Origin of the sequence: Bradyrhizobium jicamae (assembly GCF_018130215.1) — a bacterium.
Lineage (GTDB): Bacteria > Pseudomonadota > Alphaproteobacteria > Rhizobiales > Xanthobacteraceae > Bradyrhizobium > Bradyrhizobium jicamae_A.
This window is the reverse complement of the sequence record NZ_JAFCKQ010000081.1, coordinates 1-15,676: the sequence shown is the minus strand read 5'-3', so window position 1 is coordinate 15,676 and position 15,676 is coordinate 1. Positions and strand designations below refer to the sequence as shown.

Annotated in this window: 15 protein-coding genes and 4 pseudogenes; 12 read left to right on the top strand and 7 right to left on the bottom strand. The window is 59.8% G+C overall.

Annotated elements, in window-relative coordinates; translation table 11 throughout:
* The coding region (locus tag JQ586_RS38975; RefSeq protein WP_212399940.1) for an inorganic phosphate transporter at positions 1–798 on the top strand (798 nt) is incomplete at its 5' end.
* 432 nt (positions 799–1,230) lie between these two features.
* Here JQ586_RS38975 and JQ586_RS38970 read toward each other — a convergent pair.
* Positions 1,231–2,118, bottom strand: coding sequence for a transglutaminase family protein (locus JQ586_RS38970; protein WP_212399939.1), 888 nt, complete (start codon positions 2,116–2,118; stop codon positions 1,231–1,233).
* Between the two features lie 640 nt (positions 2,119–2,758).
* Here JQ586_RS38970 and JQ586_RS38965 point away from each other — a divergent pair.
* The 4 genes and pseudogenes from JQ586_RS38965 to JQ586_RS38950 all read left to right on the top strand — a co-directional run bounded on the left by JQ586_RS38965 (position 2,759) and on the right by JQ586_RS38950 (position 3,830).
* Positions 2,759–3,142 carry a hypothetical protein gene (locus JQ586_RS38965; protein WP_212399938.1) on the top strand — a complete coding sequence of 128 codons (384 nt, stop codon included), beginning with the start codon at positions 2,759–2,761 and terminating at the stop codon, positions 3,140–3,142.
* Positions 3,139–3,413 (top strand): annotated as a pseudogene (locus tag JQ586_RS38960) (DNA ligase); the annotation flags it as partial. The gene JQ586_RS38965 and the pseudogene JQ586_RS38960, both read left to right, overlap by 4 nt.
* A 10-nt stretch (positions 3,414–3,423) precedes the next feature.
* Complete coding sequence (locus tag JQ586_RS38955) at positions 3,424–3,600, top strand: IS3 family transposase (RefSeq protein ID WP_212399937.1); 177 nt, start codon at positions 3,424–3,426, stop codon at positions 3,598–3,600.
* 71 nt (positions 3,601–3,671) lie between these two features.
* Entirely contained in the window at positions 3,672–3,830 is a 159-nt protein-coding gene (locus JQ586_RS38950) for a hypothetical protein (protein ID WP_212399936.1), read from the top strand.
* Between the two features lie 435 nt (positions 3,831–4,265).
* Here the strand turns inward: JQ586_RS38950 and JQ586_RS38945 are convergent.
* A pseudogene (locus JQ586_RS38945) lies at positions 4,266–5,269 on the bottom strand (SDR family oxidoreductase).
* 467 nt (positions 5,270–5,736) lie between these two features.
* Here JQ586_RS38945 and JQ586_RS38940 point away from each other — a divergent pair.
* From JQ586_RS38940 to JQ586_RS38930, 3 genes are all read left to right on the top strand, one after another.
* Positions 5,737–5,982: a phosphopantetheine-binding protein gene (locus JQ586_RS38940; protein ID WP_212399943.1), complete on the top strand. Its 246-nt coding sequence runs from the start codon at positions 5,737–5,739 to the stop codon at positions 5,980–5,982.
* A 230-nt stretch (positions 5,983–6,212) separates the two neighbouring features.
* Positions 6,213–6,509 carry a hypothetical protein gene (locus JQ586_RS38935; protein WP_212399935.1) on the top strand — a complete coding sequence of 99 codons (297 nt, stop codon included), beginning with the start codon at positions 6,213–6,215 and terminating at the stop codon, positions 6,507–6,509.
* A complete protein-coding gene (locus JQ586_RS38930; RefSeq protein WP_312017086.1) occupies positions 6,506–7,222 on the top strand; it encodes an RNA ligase family protein in 717 nt (238 codons plus the stop codon). Before JQ586_RS38935 ends, JQ586_RS38930 begins: the two co-directional genes overlap by 4 nt.
* Positions 7,223–8,948: 1,726 nt before the next feature.
* On the opposite strand, the pseudogene JQ586_RS38925 reads toward JQ586_RS38930, so the two are convergent.
* A pseudogene (locus tag JQ586_RS38925) lies at positions 8,949–9,086 on the bottom strand (transposase); the annotation flags it as partial.
* Between the two features lie 261 nt (positions 9,087–9,347).
* On the opposite strand from JQ586_RS38925, the gene JQ586_RS38920 reads away from it, so the two are divergent.
* The gene (locus tag JQ586_RS38920) at positions 9,348–10,328 is read left to right on the top strand and encodes a tripartite tricarboxylate transporter substrate binding protein (RefSeq protein ID WP_212399934.1); all 981 of its coding nucleotides are present in this window, start codon (positions 9,348–9,350) and stop codon (positions 10,326–10,328) included.
* A gap of 326 nt (positions 10,329–10,654) precedes the next feature.
* Entirely contained in the window at positions 10,655–10,951 is a 297-nt protein-coding gene (locus JQ586_RS38915) for a hypothetical protein (protein WP_312017085.1), read from the top strand.
* Between the two features lie 785 nt (positions 10,952–11,736).
* Here the strand turns inward: JQ586_RS38915 and JQ586_RS38910 are convergent.
* The 3 genes from JQ586_RS38910 to JQ586_RS41710 all read right to left on the bottom strand — a co-directional run bounded on the left by JQ586_RS38910 (position 11,737) and on the right by JQ586_RS41710 (position 13,652).
* Positions 11,737–12,996 carry a serine hydrolase gene (locus tag JQ586_RS38910; protein WP_212399933.1) on the bottom strand — a complete coding sequence of 420 codons (1,260 nt, stop codon included), beginning with the start codon at positions 12,994–12,996 and terminating at the stop codon, positions 11,737–11,739.
* 117 nt (positions 12,997–13,113) lie between these two features.
* On the bottom strand, positions 13,114–13,284 hold the full coding sequence (locus JQ586_RS41715; protein ID WP_212399932.1) for an SEL1-like repeat protein: 171 nt from the start codon (positions 13,282–13,284) through the stop codon (positions 13,114–13,116).
* Between the two features lie 86 nt (positions 13,285–13,370).
* Entirely contained in the window at positions 13,371–13,652 is a 282-nt protein-coding gene (locus tag JQ586_RS41710; RefSeq protein WP_212399931.1) for a transposase, read from the bottom strand.
* Between the two features lie 352 nt (positions 13,653–14,004).
* On the opposite strand from JQ586_RS41710, the gene JQ586_RS38895 reads away from it, so the two are divergent.
* A complete protein-coding gene (locus JQ586_RS38895) occupies positions 14,005–14,535 on the top strand; it encodes a dihydrofolate reductase family protein (RefSeq protein WP_212399930.1) in 531 nt (176 codons plus the stop codon).
* A gap of 491 nt (positions 14,536–15,026) precedes the next feature.
* Here the strand turns inward: JQ586_RS38895 and JQ586_RS38890 are convergent, their stop codons facing one another.
* Positions 15,027–15,224, bottom strand: a complete 198-nt coding sequence (locus tag JQ586_RS38890; RefSeq protein ID WP_212399929.1) for a hypothetical protein — start codon at positions 15,222–15,224, stop codon at positions 15,027–15,029.
* Between the two features lie 61 nt (positions 15,225–15,285).
* Here JQ586_RS38890 and JQ586_RS38885 point away from each other — a divergent pair.
* Positions 15,286–15,543 (top strand): annotated as a pseudogene (locus tag JQ586_RS38885) (transposase); the annotation flags it as partial.
* Between the last annotated feature and the right edge of the window lie 133 nt (positions 15,544–15,676).

Sequence of the window (15,676 nt, the reverse complement as noted above, 5' to 3'; positions counted from 1 at the left end):
CGGCCAGTCTGGTGGCTGCGTGGACTGCTCGTCTTGACATGCACGGGTGTTTCGTTCGCTCATGGGACGAATGACGGTCAGAAGAGTATCGGATTCATCATGCTGGCGATCATCGGCCTCATCCCCCAGACCTATGCGCTCAATGAATATGTTTCCAGTGAACAGCTGACCAAATCATCGCAGATCCTGCCGCAAAGCATCTCGCTATTTCAGCAGGCGGGCGATCAGCAAAGGCAAGTTGCCATCACCAGCGCGCAAACTCTTCTTGACGGATTGGCAGGCGTACATTCGATCATGGCTATTCCATCAAACAAGCGCTCACCCCTGCGACATCGGCTCAACGTCGTCATTGCCGAGCTTCGCGCGATTGAACACAAGAAATCAGCGACAGATACGCAGCGAGCCCAAGCGAAAGATTATCTCGAACACTTAGCCGGCATCGTGCAGTATGCACCTTGGTGGGTCCGCATCTTGAGCGCACTTTGTCTGGGGGCTGGCACAATGATTGGCTACAAACGCATCGTGAAAACGCTGGGAGAAGGAATCGGCAGAGTAAGGATGAACCCGATGCAGGGTTGGACAGCCGAGGCAGTCGCATCGACCTTGATTGCGTCCGCAGGCTTCACAGGTCTCCCGGTGAGCACGACCCATGTCGTGACCGGCGGGATCGCGGGGACAATGGTTGGCTCAGGTGCAGGGCTGCAGCCGCCGGCTCTACAGCGGATAGCGATAGCTTGGATCTTGACACTGCCGGGTACCATGGCGCTTTCAGCATTTTTCTTCTATGCGCTTTCTTGAATGAGCCACGCGAATCCTGGTGTCCATCACCCATTCAGCCTCAGTCGCCGATAGCCCTACCAGCAATGCCGCCTAATGGGCCCGGCGGCGAGGCTCAAGGAGTAGCGCAGGGAACGATAGAGCGCTCAATCTCGTCGGCCAGCACCTTGTGGTGAGCGGCGAGCTGGGCGAACAGCTCCTTCTTCGTTGAATTTGGGTTATCAGACTGGCCTCGTTCATGATCTTCTCAAGGAGCGCTTGCATGTCCTTCGCGGCCCCGAGGCTTGCAGCCGGACCGGATTGCATGAACCATTTTGGTCTAGGCGGCCCGGCGCGAGGGGGAACTGCGAACTCTACCGAGTTTGGGTTATCAGACTGGCCTCGCTCATGATCTTCTCAAGGAGCGCTTGCATGTCCCATTGGCCGCGGACTCGCGTCGCCCACTGACGTTTGTTAGGACAATTGAATGGGCAGAGCAGTATGTTGATGCTGACTGTTGATAATTCTGCCTCCCGTGTCACAAATATCCGTAGCCGGGTCGACTTCTTCGGTGATGACCGCAAAATGCGCCAGTTGCGCAGGACCGAAGTTCGTTGAAATCGCGACATCGGCCGCGTCCCGGCCTCGCCCGATTAGAATACGGCCAATCCGCGGACGATTGTGACGCGCATCGAATGTGTACCATCTCCCGCCGAGAAAGGCCTCGAACCAAGCGCTAAAATCCATGGGAGCCGGATCTCGCGGCACTCCGATATCCCCGAGATAGCCGGTGCAATAGCGCGCCGGAATGTTCATGCAGCGACATAGCGACACTGCAAGGTGCGCGAAATCCCGGCAAACCCCGACGCGCTCCTCATGGCCTTCCGCCGCCGTGCGGTCACCGCGCGCGTGGTGATAACCGAACTCAATCCGCCCATGCACATAATCGCAGATGGCCTGAACCCGCTGCCAACCGCCCTGAATGCCGCCGAACTGTGCCCATGCAAGATCGGTTAGCTTTTGAGTATCGCAGTAAGGGCTGCAAAGCAGATAGATTATCGCCTCATCCGGCAAACTGTCGATTTCCCATTGCGCTGCCTGGGGTGCGACCTCGTCAGGCTTACCGCTGTCGGCGATGGCAAAGCGGTTGCGGATTTGAAGGAGGCCCGCGGGCGCCACTAATCTCGTACAGATATTGCCAAAGGCATCGAGGTAATCGCGAGCACGAACGTAGGGAGAGAATTGGATGCGATGTTTGGTCAGTAGATCCTGCTGGCGAGAGGGATGCACGCTCAACATCAGCACCATCGGCACATCCTGAACGCACTGGAAAGCGATGTCGTATCCGGCTTCGATCTTCACCGTCTCTGTCTCCTAATTGAGAAGAATAAGTACGGGTGCCCATTTAGGTTCCGGCCAGCGTACGGTCAAACTGTTTGAGCACCACCCAACGCCTCTTCAGGCAGCGACGGAAAGGCGTCCGCAAGAGAGCGCAGGCCGTGTGACCATCCTCGTCACGCGCGTCGCCGAGAAGCGGGGTGCCGACGAGGCGCTTTCATGCGGGGCGCCCGGTCCCGGCGGCAGCGGCTTTTGTTCGTCCATCGCGATGGGCCACCACACGCGGCCCACCCGGTTTTTTTGCCCCAGCTTTCGCCGTGTCTGACATTTGCGGCGCTTGCGTTAGAGGCGCTAGGCTGTCGTGACTGAGAGCGTGCGGTCCGCTGGTGGACAGCGACGTCGGCCGCACGCGCCGGCGGATGCGGACGACGGGGATTTTACCGGTCATGGAAACGGGTCGCCGGCTGCGCTTGCTCCGCCAAGCCTCGACTTCGTCCTCCAGATTGAACGATTCAGCCGCTTTCTGCCCGGTCCGATCGATGGTTACGCGCATACCGTCTCCTCTCAAACCTCCCGCCTGCTTAAAACCAGCGGAGAAGCCGGATGTTCCTCCTCGGAACATCCGCCTGTCGCTGCGGTTAATCGCAGACGGAGGCCATCTCGCATGAGGCTGAGACGGACGATCGAAGGTCTTGGACCCTACCCATCGCTGCTCCTGTTGGCACTGCCGACCGCCACTGTGGAGCCGCTGAAGCTCGCCGCGGTAGCCGTCGCGGGAAAGGGCCACTGGATAACCGGTACAGCGATGATCGTCGCCTGTTACGCGTTCAGCCTTCTGGTGCTGGAGCGGCTATTCGTGATCGTGAAGCCTAAGCTTCTGACGATCCCTTGGTTCGCAAAGCTCTGGGAAGGGTTTGTTTCCGTCCGGTCGCACGCATGGAGGATCGTTAGAGCCTCGATCGGCCTTTGCAACGATCGGAAGCCGGCCGCTAGGCGCGGATCGTCGGCCGCCGAGCCGTTTCAAGACCGACGGTGTCTCCCGAGATGAGCCGCAAGTCCACGCTGCCGAAGCGCCTGCAGCCAATGCTGGTGACGTTGACCGACGCCCCGTTTGACGATCCGACTTTGAGGACAAGTACGACGGCTTTCGAATGATCTCCGAGATCCGCCGGGGCAAGGTCGCGCTGTACAGCCGCAACGGCAAGATCATCAGCCGTAGCTACATCGAGGTGGCGCAAGCGCTCGAGGAAGTCAAAGGCGATGCAGTCATCGACGGCGAGCTCTTCGCCATTGGAACCGACGGTATCTCCCATCTACGACAATGTCCCGATGGAGAGCTTCTTCCATACCCTGAAGACCGAGCTCGTTCATCATCGCCAATACAACACCCGCGCCGAGGCCCAGCGCGACATCTTCGCCTTCATCGAGGGCTTCTACAATCGAACCCGGCTCCATTTCGCAATCGGCTACATCGCCCCGATCGAGATGGAGCTTAAGGCAGCTTAACCCTGTCCACTTTTTTGGAGGAAGATCACGATCCCGTTCCCCTCCCTTATCAGACTGAATAGGGGGCAGATGTGCAGGACCAGCTCCTTCAACACGCCGATGATGTCATTGCAGAAAGCCGGCGGTTGATCGAAGAACTTTGGGCCGCCATTGCGAAGGCCCGACGGCTGGACGAACGCCTGTACTATCTGCATCAGCGCAGAATTGAAGAGAAATTTCAAAAGCAGTAGGGGCACGTCAGTTCTCGGCATTAGGACATTGAAAGTGCTTGCGAGAGCCGCCGAGCTGCTGAAGGAGCCGCTTCCCGGACACCTTCCGGGGCGAGCGCGCCTATCTTGAGCTTGCGGAGCACTATCGCAGCGCGAAACTCGCCACGAAAGACTATAGCGCCCGCAATGTGCTTGGCGCGCTTGAACACAGCTACAGGATATTGGCCGAAAGCACCCTCCTGCTAAGACGTTCAAGGAAGGTGCAAAAGCGGATAAGGCGTGCCGGAGAGTAAGGCCGGCCATCTCAGTTGGGCGGCCTCATCGTTTTCCAAGTATGCCTCAATTCCGGAGTCATACGGCGTCGGAAGCAAATGGCCGTAAAGGCGAGGGAAGCACGCATGGGTTCACATTAGAGCGTCTCTTACACACCTGAGGTGATCGCATCCATTGCCAAACTCACGGCTGGCCTGTCCCACCTGCCGATCCATAGACCTGTCCGGTGGCAAAGCTCGCGTCAGCCGCAGCTAGTTGAACATAGATCGAGGCAAGCTCCGCCGGTTGTCCTGGTCTGCCGAACACGGTCATCCCGCCGAACTTCTCGAGCTTCTCCATGGTGGCGCCGCCAGAGACCTGCAGAGGCGTCCAAATCGGTCCCGGCGCCACGCCGTTGACGCGGATGCCTCTGGGGCCGAGTTGCTTCGCCAGCGACTTGACGTAGTTCATCGTCGCAGCCTTGGTCTGGGCGTAGTCGTAGAGGTCGGGCGACGGATCATAGGCCTGCTCCGAGGTCGTGCCGATGATGACCGAGCCGGGCTTGAGATGCGGCAGCGCAGCCTTGATGATCCAGAACGGCGCATAAATATTCGTCTTCATCGTCGCGTCGAAATCCTCACTCGACAGATCGAGAATCGTTTGCCGCGCCTGCTGGCACCCGGCGTTGCTGACAATGATGTCGAGACCGCCGAGCCCCTCAACCGCCTTCCGCACGAGCTCCTGGCAGAACTGCTCGCTCTTGAGATCGCCGGGAATCGCCAGCCCCTTGCGCTCTTCGGCTTCGATCAGCTGGATGACCTGCTGCGCATCCGGCTCCTCGGTTGGAAAGTAGTTGATGGCGACATCGGCGCCTTCGCGCGCGATAGGCGATCGCGGCCGCGCGTCCCATGCCGGAGTCGCCGCCGGTTATGAGCGCCTTCCGCCCCGCGAGCCGTCCCGAGCCACGATAGGACTTCTCGCCGTGGTCGGGCGGCGGGTCCATCTGGCTCGCCAATCCCGGCCAGTCCTGTATTGCCGCTTGAATGGAGGCTTGGGATATTTTCCGGCGGGATCGGTCAACGCTTCGGCTTTGGCCATTTCCTATGGACTGCAGTGGCAAGGGCGAGTGAAGCGGCTGCGAGCGTCGCGCCTGCCAATGAAGGTGCAGCGCCCGGAGACTCCACGCGATGAATGGAGCAAACCGGCATCGGCCCGAAATGTTGCTATTTAATCGGCATCGACTCCTTTTCCCCGAGAATACGGACTGTCAGACGTCGAGCCCCGCCTGGTCTGCAGCGCCTGCGGCAGGCGCGGCGCCGACGTCCGACCGAACTTCAATTGGGACATCAAGGGCCAATCGGCGGCATGGGATTTCGGTGAGCCAGCTATCTGGTCGCAAAAAACGCCGCCCGCTTAAATCTATCGCGGACGGCGGTTTAGCTAGCCCCAGGAGGAAACGGCAAAATCCTGACGGGTAATAGCGTGCACCAACCGTGCCAAGATTCATACCCAAATGTGGTCCTTTGCCCGTATGACTCCGGTACTCCGAAGGAGGCCCCCATCCGATTCACACATGTAAATGCGGGAAGCCGCAGCGCGTGCGCCATTCGCCTTGCCTACCGCGATTGCCCCCGCCCAGCACCTGCCTCTCCCCACACGGAAAGCGCCCGAGTTAATGTCGATGATGTTAAAGATCACCTCAGAAATGCAGCAGATTGCGCGCGAACTGAATATCACGCTGCCGCCACTCGACGACGATTTGCCCCTGCAAAACACCGGTCTGGATTCCCTGGGCTTTGCGCTCCTGGTCGCACGGCTCGAGGATGAACTCGGCCGCGATCCTTTCACGAATCCCGACGAGTTTGTATTCCCCGACACGATAGGCGACTTCGTCAGGGCCTACGAGAATGTCCGGGCCTGACGTCGGGCCATTGCGCTTCAATCTCGGCACCGCGGGTAGCGGGCCGCACGATGTCCGCTGAGTCATTCCAGAGGCATCGATTCACATAGGAGAATGCAAGGAATCTCCAAGCATGCGGATGTTGCGCCGCCTATTCGCGCCAGCGCGGATAAAGCAGGGCCCCAGCGCTGGCCTTCCCCGGCCTCCAGAGCGCTGGGGCCCTTTCTTGGCCCGGTTAACTTGAGGCTGTCGTGAATCCCTCGTCGCCTTTGCAAGCTAGATTCCTGGTTCGGCAGGGCGCCGCTGGCTGGATGCTTTATGATAGAAAACGCAAGGGGCCAGCGATGATGCAGGATGGGAATCGGGCTGAGAAGCTGACGAAGGAGGAAGCGGAGAATTTGCAGGAGAGGCTGATGAAGGCTGTCCTGATCTACGTGGACCGGACCCGAAAAGTCGGAGAAGCAGATTACCTCAGAGTGTTCGGGACTGAGAACGCAGCCGAGACCTGGCTGGAAGAAAACGATCCTTTGTGCGAAGTTTTCGAGTGAACTGCATTACCGGTTTCATTTATCCGGCCTTGACCCGCGTCGCCGCGCTTGTCCTCTTCATTGGTTCAGGCGCATGGAAATTCCCCCCGAAATGCCTATCTTTGAGGATGCTCAAACCGCCCTATCAGCCCTGTATCCCGACCGTTGGCGCGGCTGTGCCGGCGACCGACGCTTGGCTGCACGAGGTGAAGCATGATGGCTACCGGCTGATCGTCATGCGCGATGGCCACGCGGTGCACCTGTTCACCCGGAACGGCCACGACTGGAGCAAAAGTTTTCCCCTGATCACCGAGGCCGCGCTGCGAAACCGCTGCCAGCGGTTCGTACTCGACGGCGAGGCAGTACTGCTCGGCGTTGATGGCCGCTCGGACTTCAACGCCCTGCACTCACGCAAGCATGACGCGGAGGTCGAATTCTACGCTTTCGACATTCTCGTGCTCGAAGGCGACGATCTGCGGAAGCTGCCTCTACACCTGCGAAAGACCAATCTCGCCCGGATCCTCGCGCGCCGCATCGACGGCATCCACCTCGCACCTTTCGAGCAAGGCGAGATCGGCCCCGACCTCTATCGCCATGCATGCCTGATGGGATTGGAGGGTCTGGTCTCCAAGCGCAGCGACCGCCCCTATCGCGCCGGCCGCTCAAAAGATTGGGTCAAGGTCAAAAATCGGGAGCACCCAGCAATGGGCCGGAAGCTGGACGACCGTCTATGACGGCCCGCTAGTGCCGCGGTGCCCCGCGCGAGCCCATATCGGTGATTGGCGCGTCGAAGTGAGGCCAACACGACGAAGCCGCCCCTGTTGGTGGGCGGCTTCGCTCACCTTCTCTATGTGCACGAGAGATGGAGATGCGCCGGGGGAAGCCGGTTGGAGGGTCGGTCCTCCCTTTGATCTCCGGGACAGAGCCTAGCGCAGCTGCTGCCAGCGATACAACATACGGTCGTAGGGTTAATTCCCAAATTGCGAGCACTTTAGGGCTAGCTCGGAATGGCGATTGCCGCGGCCATTCTAGATTCTACTGTGATCGATAGTCATGCGGATTGGCCAACCCGCCCATCCCAAACCCCGACCATCGCGCGATAGGGATCGCCGCTCCAGTCCCCAAGGGAGCGACGGTCCCGCCCACTTTGCTCATGCTGGCACGCGTGAACGCGACTAGCTCTATTTCCGCCTGCAAGAAACGACCCCAGCGCCGGGAAGGTGCCGCTTGGGGGCACGGGCCACACAAACCTATGTTACATCGGCGTTTGGCCGGACTGTTACCTTTGGCCTCTTTCCGGTTAGCCCTTGGCGCGAGCAACTTCGAGCCGAAACCAGCTGATCTCTGGCGTGTCCTCTTCGCGCTCGGCGTCACTGCGGTCGTCGGTGCGGGGGCCTATTTCGCACTTCGGATCACCATTGGTTGACGCTAGTTCGGCACCGAAGGGTTGAGGATCTCAGAGGCCGTGCGGTTCACTGTCGCTTAGCAGCCTTGACCCATCTCTTGACCACTGAAGCGCCGGAGACCGCAATTGCTGGCGGCTTTTCGCCCTCGAATGATTGGCACGATCATCCGCCATGAGCCGGCCTCAAAAGATCACCTTCGGCGACATGCGCTCAATGGGCGTCCGCTGAGTGCTCATCTACTGCGCCGACTACCAATGCAGCCACTCCATGACCGTCATGGCCGACCGCTGGGCTGGCATGTGTGGCTGTCGGACATCGGTCCGGAATGGCGAATGATGGACTGTGGTTGCGATTGATAAACGCAACCTTTAGCAAGGCTGCTGTCCGCAGCTCACAATTTGGTCCCCGCCGCGCCGTGGCTTCGTACGGTTCCGATGCATGATGGCGGCGGCAGCGGCGGGGTGTTCGCGACAAGGGGAAGTCGCGTGATACCTTAACCCGGTCGGCGCGCGAGGGTTCCTGTTTGCGCGGCGCGCCGGACGTCGCCGCGTGACCTTTGTTCGGGTGGCGGGGCTGAAGGACCGCGCAACCAATCGGCCATCCTCGCGCCAGCTTCTGCCTGGCCGGCCAGCTTCAACAGCACTTCTCTCTCATCACGAGGGATTTCCGCCGCGGCCTTATCGCGCAGCGGTCCTAATTAGGACACTCGAAGATGGGAATGAGGACATCGTAGCGGTGTGGTGGAACGGCTCCGGCATGGCCCCGCCGGGGCCGTTTCCGTTCCAGTACAGGGAACACCGTGCTCTCCCGGAATCCACAAACCCTGTGGATAATGGTAAGAAAACTCTTGCCGGGGCTGGCTCATTTTATCCCGTAAACTGTTTGCGGAATTTCCTCGGCCGGGACCGGGCTACGCGACAGCGGTCCCTTCAATTTCCAGCGCGGTCAGGCGGCCTCAGCACAACCCTCCAAGGGTGCTGAGGCCGTTTCTTTTTAGGAGCAACTTTGGCTGCCGTATGACTCCGGTACATCTGTAGCGACAGAGGAATGAGGCGAACTCCTTCACCCACTTGCGCAGAACATTCTCGTGAACGTCCAGGTCGTGGCCAGCTTGCGCCACCGAAACCGCACGTTCCCTGATCAACTTGACTGCTTCGACCTTGAACTCGCGACTGAACTTCCGTCGTCCCATTACCCACCTCCGGCTCCATGAAACACCTAATCTTGGTGTCCATCAAACCGGGCAGCAGCTCAGTTGGAGTTACATGGGAGCGGCGCGCACCAGAAGTCCGCTATTCACAAGCGGCGATCAAATTCCGCATTGCAGCGCATTGACGCGACGGCCCAAAGTCGGACCGCGCAAATGATCACTCTCCCTCCGGTGAACCTGTCTGGCTGCGCAAAATGGGTTAGTCTCTCTCACACTCGGAGCTTTCCAAGATTGGGAGCATGAATGATGCGTTGGCGTCTTGCGTTGCTGGTGGCTGCCGGAGCGGCGGTCTGGTCGGTTGCGGCGCAAGCGCAACCCTATCCGACCCGGCCCATTACCATCGTGGTGCCTTACGCGGCCGGTGGCGTATTCGATACCATGGCCCGCATCATCGGAGCGCGCATGGGCGAACTGCTCGGCCAGTCGGTGATCGTGGAGAACATGACTGGCGCAGGGGGCATCATCGGTGTTCAACACGTGGTCAACGCCAAGCCGGACGGTTATACGGTGCGGCTCGGGACTGTTGGCACACACGCCTACAATCAATCGATATACCGAAGGCGCCGCTATGATGCGGTGAACGACTTTACCCCCGTCACGCTTTTCTCTGACCAGCCGATGGTGCTCGAAGGTCGCAAGGATCTGCCTGCTAGCAACCTTGCGGAATTCATCGCGCTGCTCAAACAGAACGGCACAAAGATGCAATACGGTTCGGCAGGCGTTGGATCGACTACACATCTGGCTTGCGCGCTGCTCAACGCGAGGATCGGTGTTGATGTGACCCACGTTCCTTATCGAGGTGGCGGGCCTGCCGCGAACGACCTGATCGGCGGCCACATCGATTATATGTGTGGGAACATAGGTACCGTTGTGGCGCGTTCTGCCGCAAAGCAATCGAAGGCACTCGCGTTATTGTCACGGGAGCGAACGCCGCTGATGCCGGAGCTTGCGACTGCGCACGAGCAGGGTATCAAGGACTACGATGTCGTGACTTGGACGGCTTTCTTCCTACCAAAAGGTGCGCCGATGGACATTGTGGCCAAGCTGAACGAGGCAACTCATGCCGCAATGGACACGCCTGCGATCAGGACACGGTTTAACGCCCTCGGAGTAGTCGGCGTCGCGCCTGAGCGGCGGGGGCCCGAATACCTTGCCAAATATCTGATTGAGGAGATCGCGCGCTGGGAAGGTCCGATCAAAGCTGCCGGTTTGCAGGTGGACTGAAATTGGTTTCTGTGCGTCAGCGCAAGGGGGAAGATGTGTGCCGCAAGACTAGTGACACGACGAAGCCGCCCCTGTCGAAGGACGGCTTCGCTCTCTCTGTGTGCGCGAGAGATGGAGATGCGCCGGGGGAAGCGTTTGAGCTTGGCCGCCCCGTTTTACCTCCGAGATAGAGCCTAGCGCTGCGCTGCTAACGGTACAGCATGCGCTCTGAACAGGGATAACCGTTCGTCGTCGGTAATGCCTCAGTTTGAATTTAATCTAGGGCCGAAACTGAGCTCAGCAGCCTTGACCTATCTCTTGATTTATTGAAGCGTCGGAGGCCGCAATTGCTGGCGGCTTTCCGCCCAGAGCTATCGGCGCAATCATCGGGCATGGCAGGCCCCCAGAAGATCACCTTCGGCGACATGCGTTCGATGGGCGTGCGCGGCGTGCTGGTCTACTGCGCTGACTACGGCTTCAGTCGCTCCATTGCCATCATGGCCGATCGCTGGGCTGACGATGTGAGGCTGTCCGACCTCGAGCCCCGCCTCGTCTGCTCCGCCTGCGGAAACCGCGGCGCCGACGTCAGGCCGAACTTCAATTGGGACATCAAGGAGCCGATCGGCGGCATGGGGCACCGATGAGCAGGCTAGAGATTTAGCAACAGTTAGGCGGAACCAAGTAGCAAAATCCTTGGCCAACCGTTCCCGTATCACTTCAGTGATACTCCATCAGGGACGAAGCAACGCAATCCGGCAGGGCCTATGATCGGGAAGCCACCAAACTCTCCTGCGGCCCCGCGCGCTTGTCCCAGCGTTACGGGGCCGCTTCTTTTCCTAGGGATTTGCTGGCCTGCACTTCTGGATGCTGTCCTAATTAGGACACCCGCGACCTTGGAATTGGGACACCGATTTCCCGGCTACCTTATCCCGCTCGTACTGCTTATGCCGCTCATCGAACCATAGGCGGAATACAGGGGACTGAAGCGACCCCGGCTTGAACCCGAATGCCGCGCTCGCGGCCTTATAGCGCGCGAAGTGGTTTGGGTACTGTTCAAAGAGAGCCGCCAACCGACGTTCGGCTTCCGGATTGTTGTGCATGAACCTACCGCCGCTGCTATCGCATTCAACGCACTTCAGTTTTTGCAGACGAAGAAGCAGCTGGGGACGTTAACAGGGGACTGTAAGCGGTGACGGTTTGTGATCATCACGTTGCGTCACGGACGCTCTCGCTAGATGATTTTGATCACTCGCGGTCAGGAACGCAAGTCGCCTTACCCGGAACAGCAGACATTCCGAGCTCGTCCAGCGAGGTCCGAGATAGGCCGAGCAGGCGACACCGCGCTTCCTTGAGATTGCTCGGCTCTGCCCTCGAAAGGAGATAGTTCAGGCTCGTGTGGCCCGCCAGCGGATGCCGCTGGCAACTGTCGCTAGTGAACCAGCGCCCTCAGCGCAGTCCAGAGCGCGAGCGTCTCAAGCGCCTCGGGCTCGCCACCGCCGACCGCGGTCTGGACAAGAACAAGCTTAAGGTCGGGATCGACAAAGACGTTCTGTCCGCGAATGCCGCGCAGCAGGAAGCGTTTGGTGTCCGCGGAATAGCGGATTTGATAGCCGTACTTCTGAATCGGCAAGTCGGTCGGAATCGCATCGCGCGCCGATGCCGCGAGCCATTCCTCGGGCACGACCGACCTGCCCTGCCAGCTGCCGCGATGGGCCAGCATCAGGCCGAGCCGCGCCCAGTCGCGCAGCACAGCGTTGATGAAGCCGAACGCCACTTCCTGACCGGTGGCATCGATGATCCACGTCGCATCGGCCTCGGCGCCGAGCGGCCGCCAGAGTCTTTCGGCGGCGTAGTCGGACAGTGTGCGTTTGGTGGCAGCCGCGAGCACGAGACCGAGCACCTCGGTTTCAGACGAGGCGTAGTAAAAGCGCGCGCCGGGCGGCGACCGACGCGTGTTGAACTGCTTCAATGCGCCGAGGCTGCCGGCAGGATCCTGCCCAAGCGTCAGGCGGGCCAGCGTGTTGCCGTCGCTTTTCGGGTTGTCGTCATCTTCGGAGAAAGCGACGCCCGACGCCATCTGTAGCAACGCCTTGATCGGGGTGCGGCCGTATTCGGTGTCCTTGAGATCGGGCACATAGGTTTCCGCCAGGTCGTCGACAGAATGGATCGCGCCGTCATGTACCGCGATGCCGATCAGCAGCCCGACCACGGACTTCGCCATCGAGAACGATGCCATGCGATCGGTGTCGGTGTGGCCATACTGGTAGCGCTCGACCAGGACCGTGTCGTCCTTCGCAATCAGGAAGCCGGTGACCGGCTGGCGGTTGAGGTATTCGTCGAGCGTGAGCTCGAGCCCGTTAAAGCGATAGCGAATGATTGGCTCACTCGGTGCGCGTGCCAGCGGCACCGGCTGCGTCGGCGCGGCGATGGTGCGTGCCGGAAACAGCGTATCGTGGTGGCTGAAAGCGCCGACACGGCAATGCGTATCATTGATGTAGGCCCACCTCGCGCAGATCGGATAGCCATCCTTGCGGCCAAAGTCGTCCGCATTCGGCCCGTCGTCGCGAAAGCGCGGGCTGGCATTTTGGACAGCCGACGCCTCAAGGGCGACGGCTTGATGGAGATCGAGCAAGATCGCATCCAGCATGACTGCGAATACCGCGACGGCACACCCGCCAAAGAGCCTCATGAAGCCTCCAACGGCCACTGAGGGCCGACATTGGCCGAAGTTTACCGACCCGGACTCCGCTCCGGGGCAAGCTTCCGCGCTTCGGCAATCTTTGCCGCGGTCATCAGCTTTTCGAGCTCACCTCGCCCACCTTTTTGCATGTTGATCTCCGGCTGCCGCCGCGACGCTGAACCACATAAAGGCGATGACATAGTCTTGTGGCACGCCGTTGCCACGAAGGTATAGGTACCCGATCAATATCTTTGCGTTTTGGTCGCCGTGATCTAACGAGCGCCGATACCACTTCATTGCTCGTCACCGGGTAATCGGCGCGGCGATCTTCAATAAAGCGGAATCTCATTTCGGAGCTCCAGCAAAGATCGTGATCGACGTTTTTAAAATGTCGCGCTCCATGCGTAGCCGCTCGTTCTCCCGCTGCAAACGAGCAATCTCCGCCGCGTGGTCCGCCGACGGCAGCGTCGCCTGCGTTGTGGGGCGCCGCGACGCCGCCGTCGGCTCCAGCCGGGCCCTCGCTGCAGCACCCATCGCCGTAGCACGGAATCGCGCAGGCCAAGTTCCTTGGCCACAGATCCAATCGAGCGGCCACTCGACGCCACAAGATCGACCGCCTGCCGCTTGTAATCGTCCGTAAACGACCGACGTTGACGTCCTTCCATCCGACACCTCCTGGCTCCTCGAGCCTACTACAGGTGTCCATCAATTCGGAGGAGGTTCAGCGACCCGCCATCCCGAGCAGGCTTCGGCAAACGCGCCCGCGTGCGTTTAGTAAGTGGAAATGGTGCCCGCAGCCCCTACCCTCCATACCGCACCGTAGATGAGCCTCGCTCCGGGCATAGCGGGTCTGCTTTACTTCAAGCTGCTCCTCCTTCTGAGGTTATGAAAAAGTTGGGAGTGATGTCGGGGCTCGACCCGTTCGCTCGTCCTTTGACGTGAAGAGGAAATGGAGAGGTCGAATAGTCCGTATCGGCGGCCCAAGCTATTCTGATGAACCTGAACGGGGATTTTGTAGTGGCCAAGCTCGTCTTTGGAATGAACCAGTCTCTGGACGGCTACGTCGACCATACGGCGTTTGCGCCGAGCCCCATGCTCTTCCGCCACTTCATCAACGAGGCGCAGGCGCAGGCGGGCAGTGTGTACGGTCGCCGAATGTATGAGGTCATGCGTTACTGGGACGATGATCATCCTGAATGGGATGCGGAAGAATTCGCATTCGCGGCAGCGTGGCGGAACCAGCCGAAATGGGTCGTTTCGCGCTCGTTGAAGTCGGTCGGCCCCAACGCCAGACTTGTCGAAAGTGATCTTGAGGGCGCGATGCGCGAGCTGAAGGCCGAGCGCGACGGGGAGATCGAAGTTGCTGGGCCGGACTTGGCGCAAAGCCTCACCGAACTTGGCCTGATCGATGAGTATCGAATCTACCTGCACTCCGTCGTGCTTGGTCACGGCAAGCCATATTTCGCTGGGCCCCGGCCGCCGCTCCGACTCATGGCACATGATCGGATCGGCGAGGATGTGATCAGGCTGACGTACACTCCTTCTTAGTCACGCGACTTGCCCGCCGGACTGCGCCGACGTGTCAGGTCCCCTTCGGGTCAAAGGCGGCGGTCGCGGCCCGTTCGCTTGATGTCCGCTGTACCCCTGACAGCGGCGGGAAATCGGACATCCCCCAACCGCCGCTATGGGGCCACAAGCCGACAGTCCCGACCGGGGAATCCGAGTACCTCAATCGCGGACGACGTGTCCGGCCTGCTGCGAACGAAATCTGGTTCTTGTGGACCTATCGGGACGAGAGTGCTAACAAGGTCTCGACCGATCTAGGAGAGCGTCATGCATAAATGGCAGCGATTGGTCCGCGCGTTGGGCGTGTTTGCCTTTTTTTGTGGCTTCGCGGGACAGTCGGTTCGCGCCGATGGCTCCGTATCATCCACAAACATGGGCTACGGCGCGTCCAATCTAACTGAGTTTAGGCATTTCCAATCTGTGATAGGGCAGTATAACGCGTCAGGCGAGCGCTTTCGCATCGACTCTCACTGTCAATCCGCCTGCACGATGTTCCTTTCCATACGAAATGTCTGGTCGAGCCAAGCGCGGAGCTGTTGTTTCACGCTGGCGGCGACAGGGGAAAGGGTATTATCAGCCCTTCCATCACGCAAAAAATGCTCAGCACTTATAACGCTGCCTTGCGCCGGTACGTCACTGCCAACCATTTCATGGACCCGTTGGAGTTTCATTCGATATCCGGCAGCGAAATCATCAGCCGCTTCGGCTACCGGGCATGCCGCTAAAGCATGATCCGGAAAAGTCGACTATGACGGCCATATATCCCGACGTGGCGACCGCCATTTGCGAGGGCTTCTGTACGAAGCGGCAGCGGTCATTCTGACGCGCAGCTCAACCAGCAGCACTCTGCGTACGTGGGGTCTGCGGCTCCGGGAGAGGATCGGCTTCAAAAGAGCTGCCGTAGCTGTAGCGCGCAAACTGGCGGTAATAATGCATACGATGCTTAAGACCGGCGACCTATTTAATCCTAATGCCGGAGTCGCCGCATAGATCCAGATAGCGTTCAGACTCCGAACGCCTAAGGAGTTCCTGCCGGGACGTGAGCCGTACGCATACGACGAGGACCGCCTGATAGACGCACGCGCGCGGGCACAGTGAGCTCTATGATCGGTTGGGTGAAGGT

Coding starts and splice junctions, on each gene's coding strand:
- JQ586_RS38920 (WP_212399934.1), top strand. CDS start 9,348: ATGATGCGTTGGCGTCTTGCGTTGCTGGTGGCTGCCGGAGCGGCGGTC.
- JQ586_RS38910 (WP_212399933.1), bottom strand. CDS start 12,996: ATGAGGCTCTTTGGCGGGTGTGCCGTCGCGGTATTCGCAGTCATGCTG.
- JQ586_RS38890 (WP_212399929.1), bottom strand. CDS start 15,224: ATGAAACTCCAACGGGTCCATGAAATGGTTGGCAGTGACGTACCGGCG.
- JQ586_RS38955 (WP_212399937.1), top strand. CDS start 3,424: ATGGAGAGCTTCTTCCATACCCTGAAGACCGAGCTCGTTCATCATCGC.
- JQ586_RS38940 (WP_212399943.1), top strand. CDS start 5,737: ATGTCGATGATGTTAAAGATCACCTCAGAAATGCAGCAGATTGCGCGC.
- JQ586_RS41710 (WP_212399931.1), bottom strand. CDS start 13,652: ATGGAAGGACGTCAACGTCGGTCGTTTACGGACGATTACAAGCGGCAG.
- JQ586_RS41715 (WP_212399932.1), bottom strand. CDS start 13,284: ATGAAGTGGTATCGGCGCTCGTTAGATCACGGCGACCAAAACGCAAAG.
- JQ586_RS38965 (WP_212399938.1), top strand. CDS start 2,759: ATGAGGCTGAGACGGACGATCGAAGGTCTTGGACCCTACCCATCGCTG.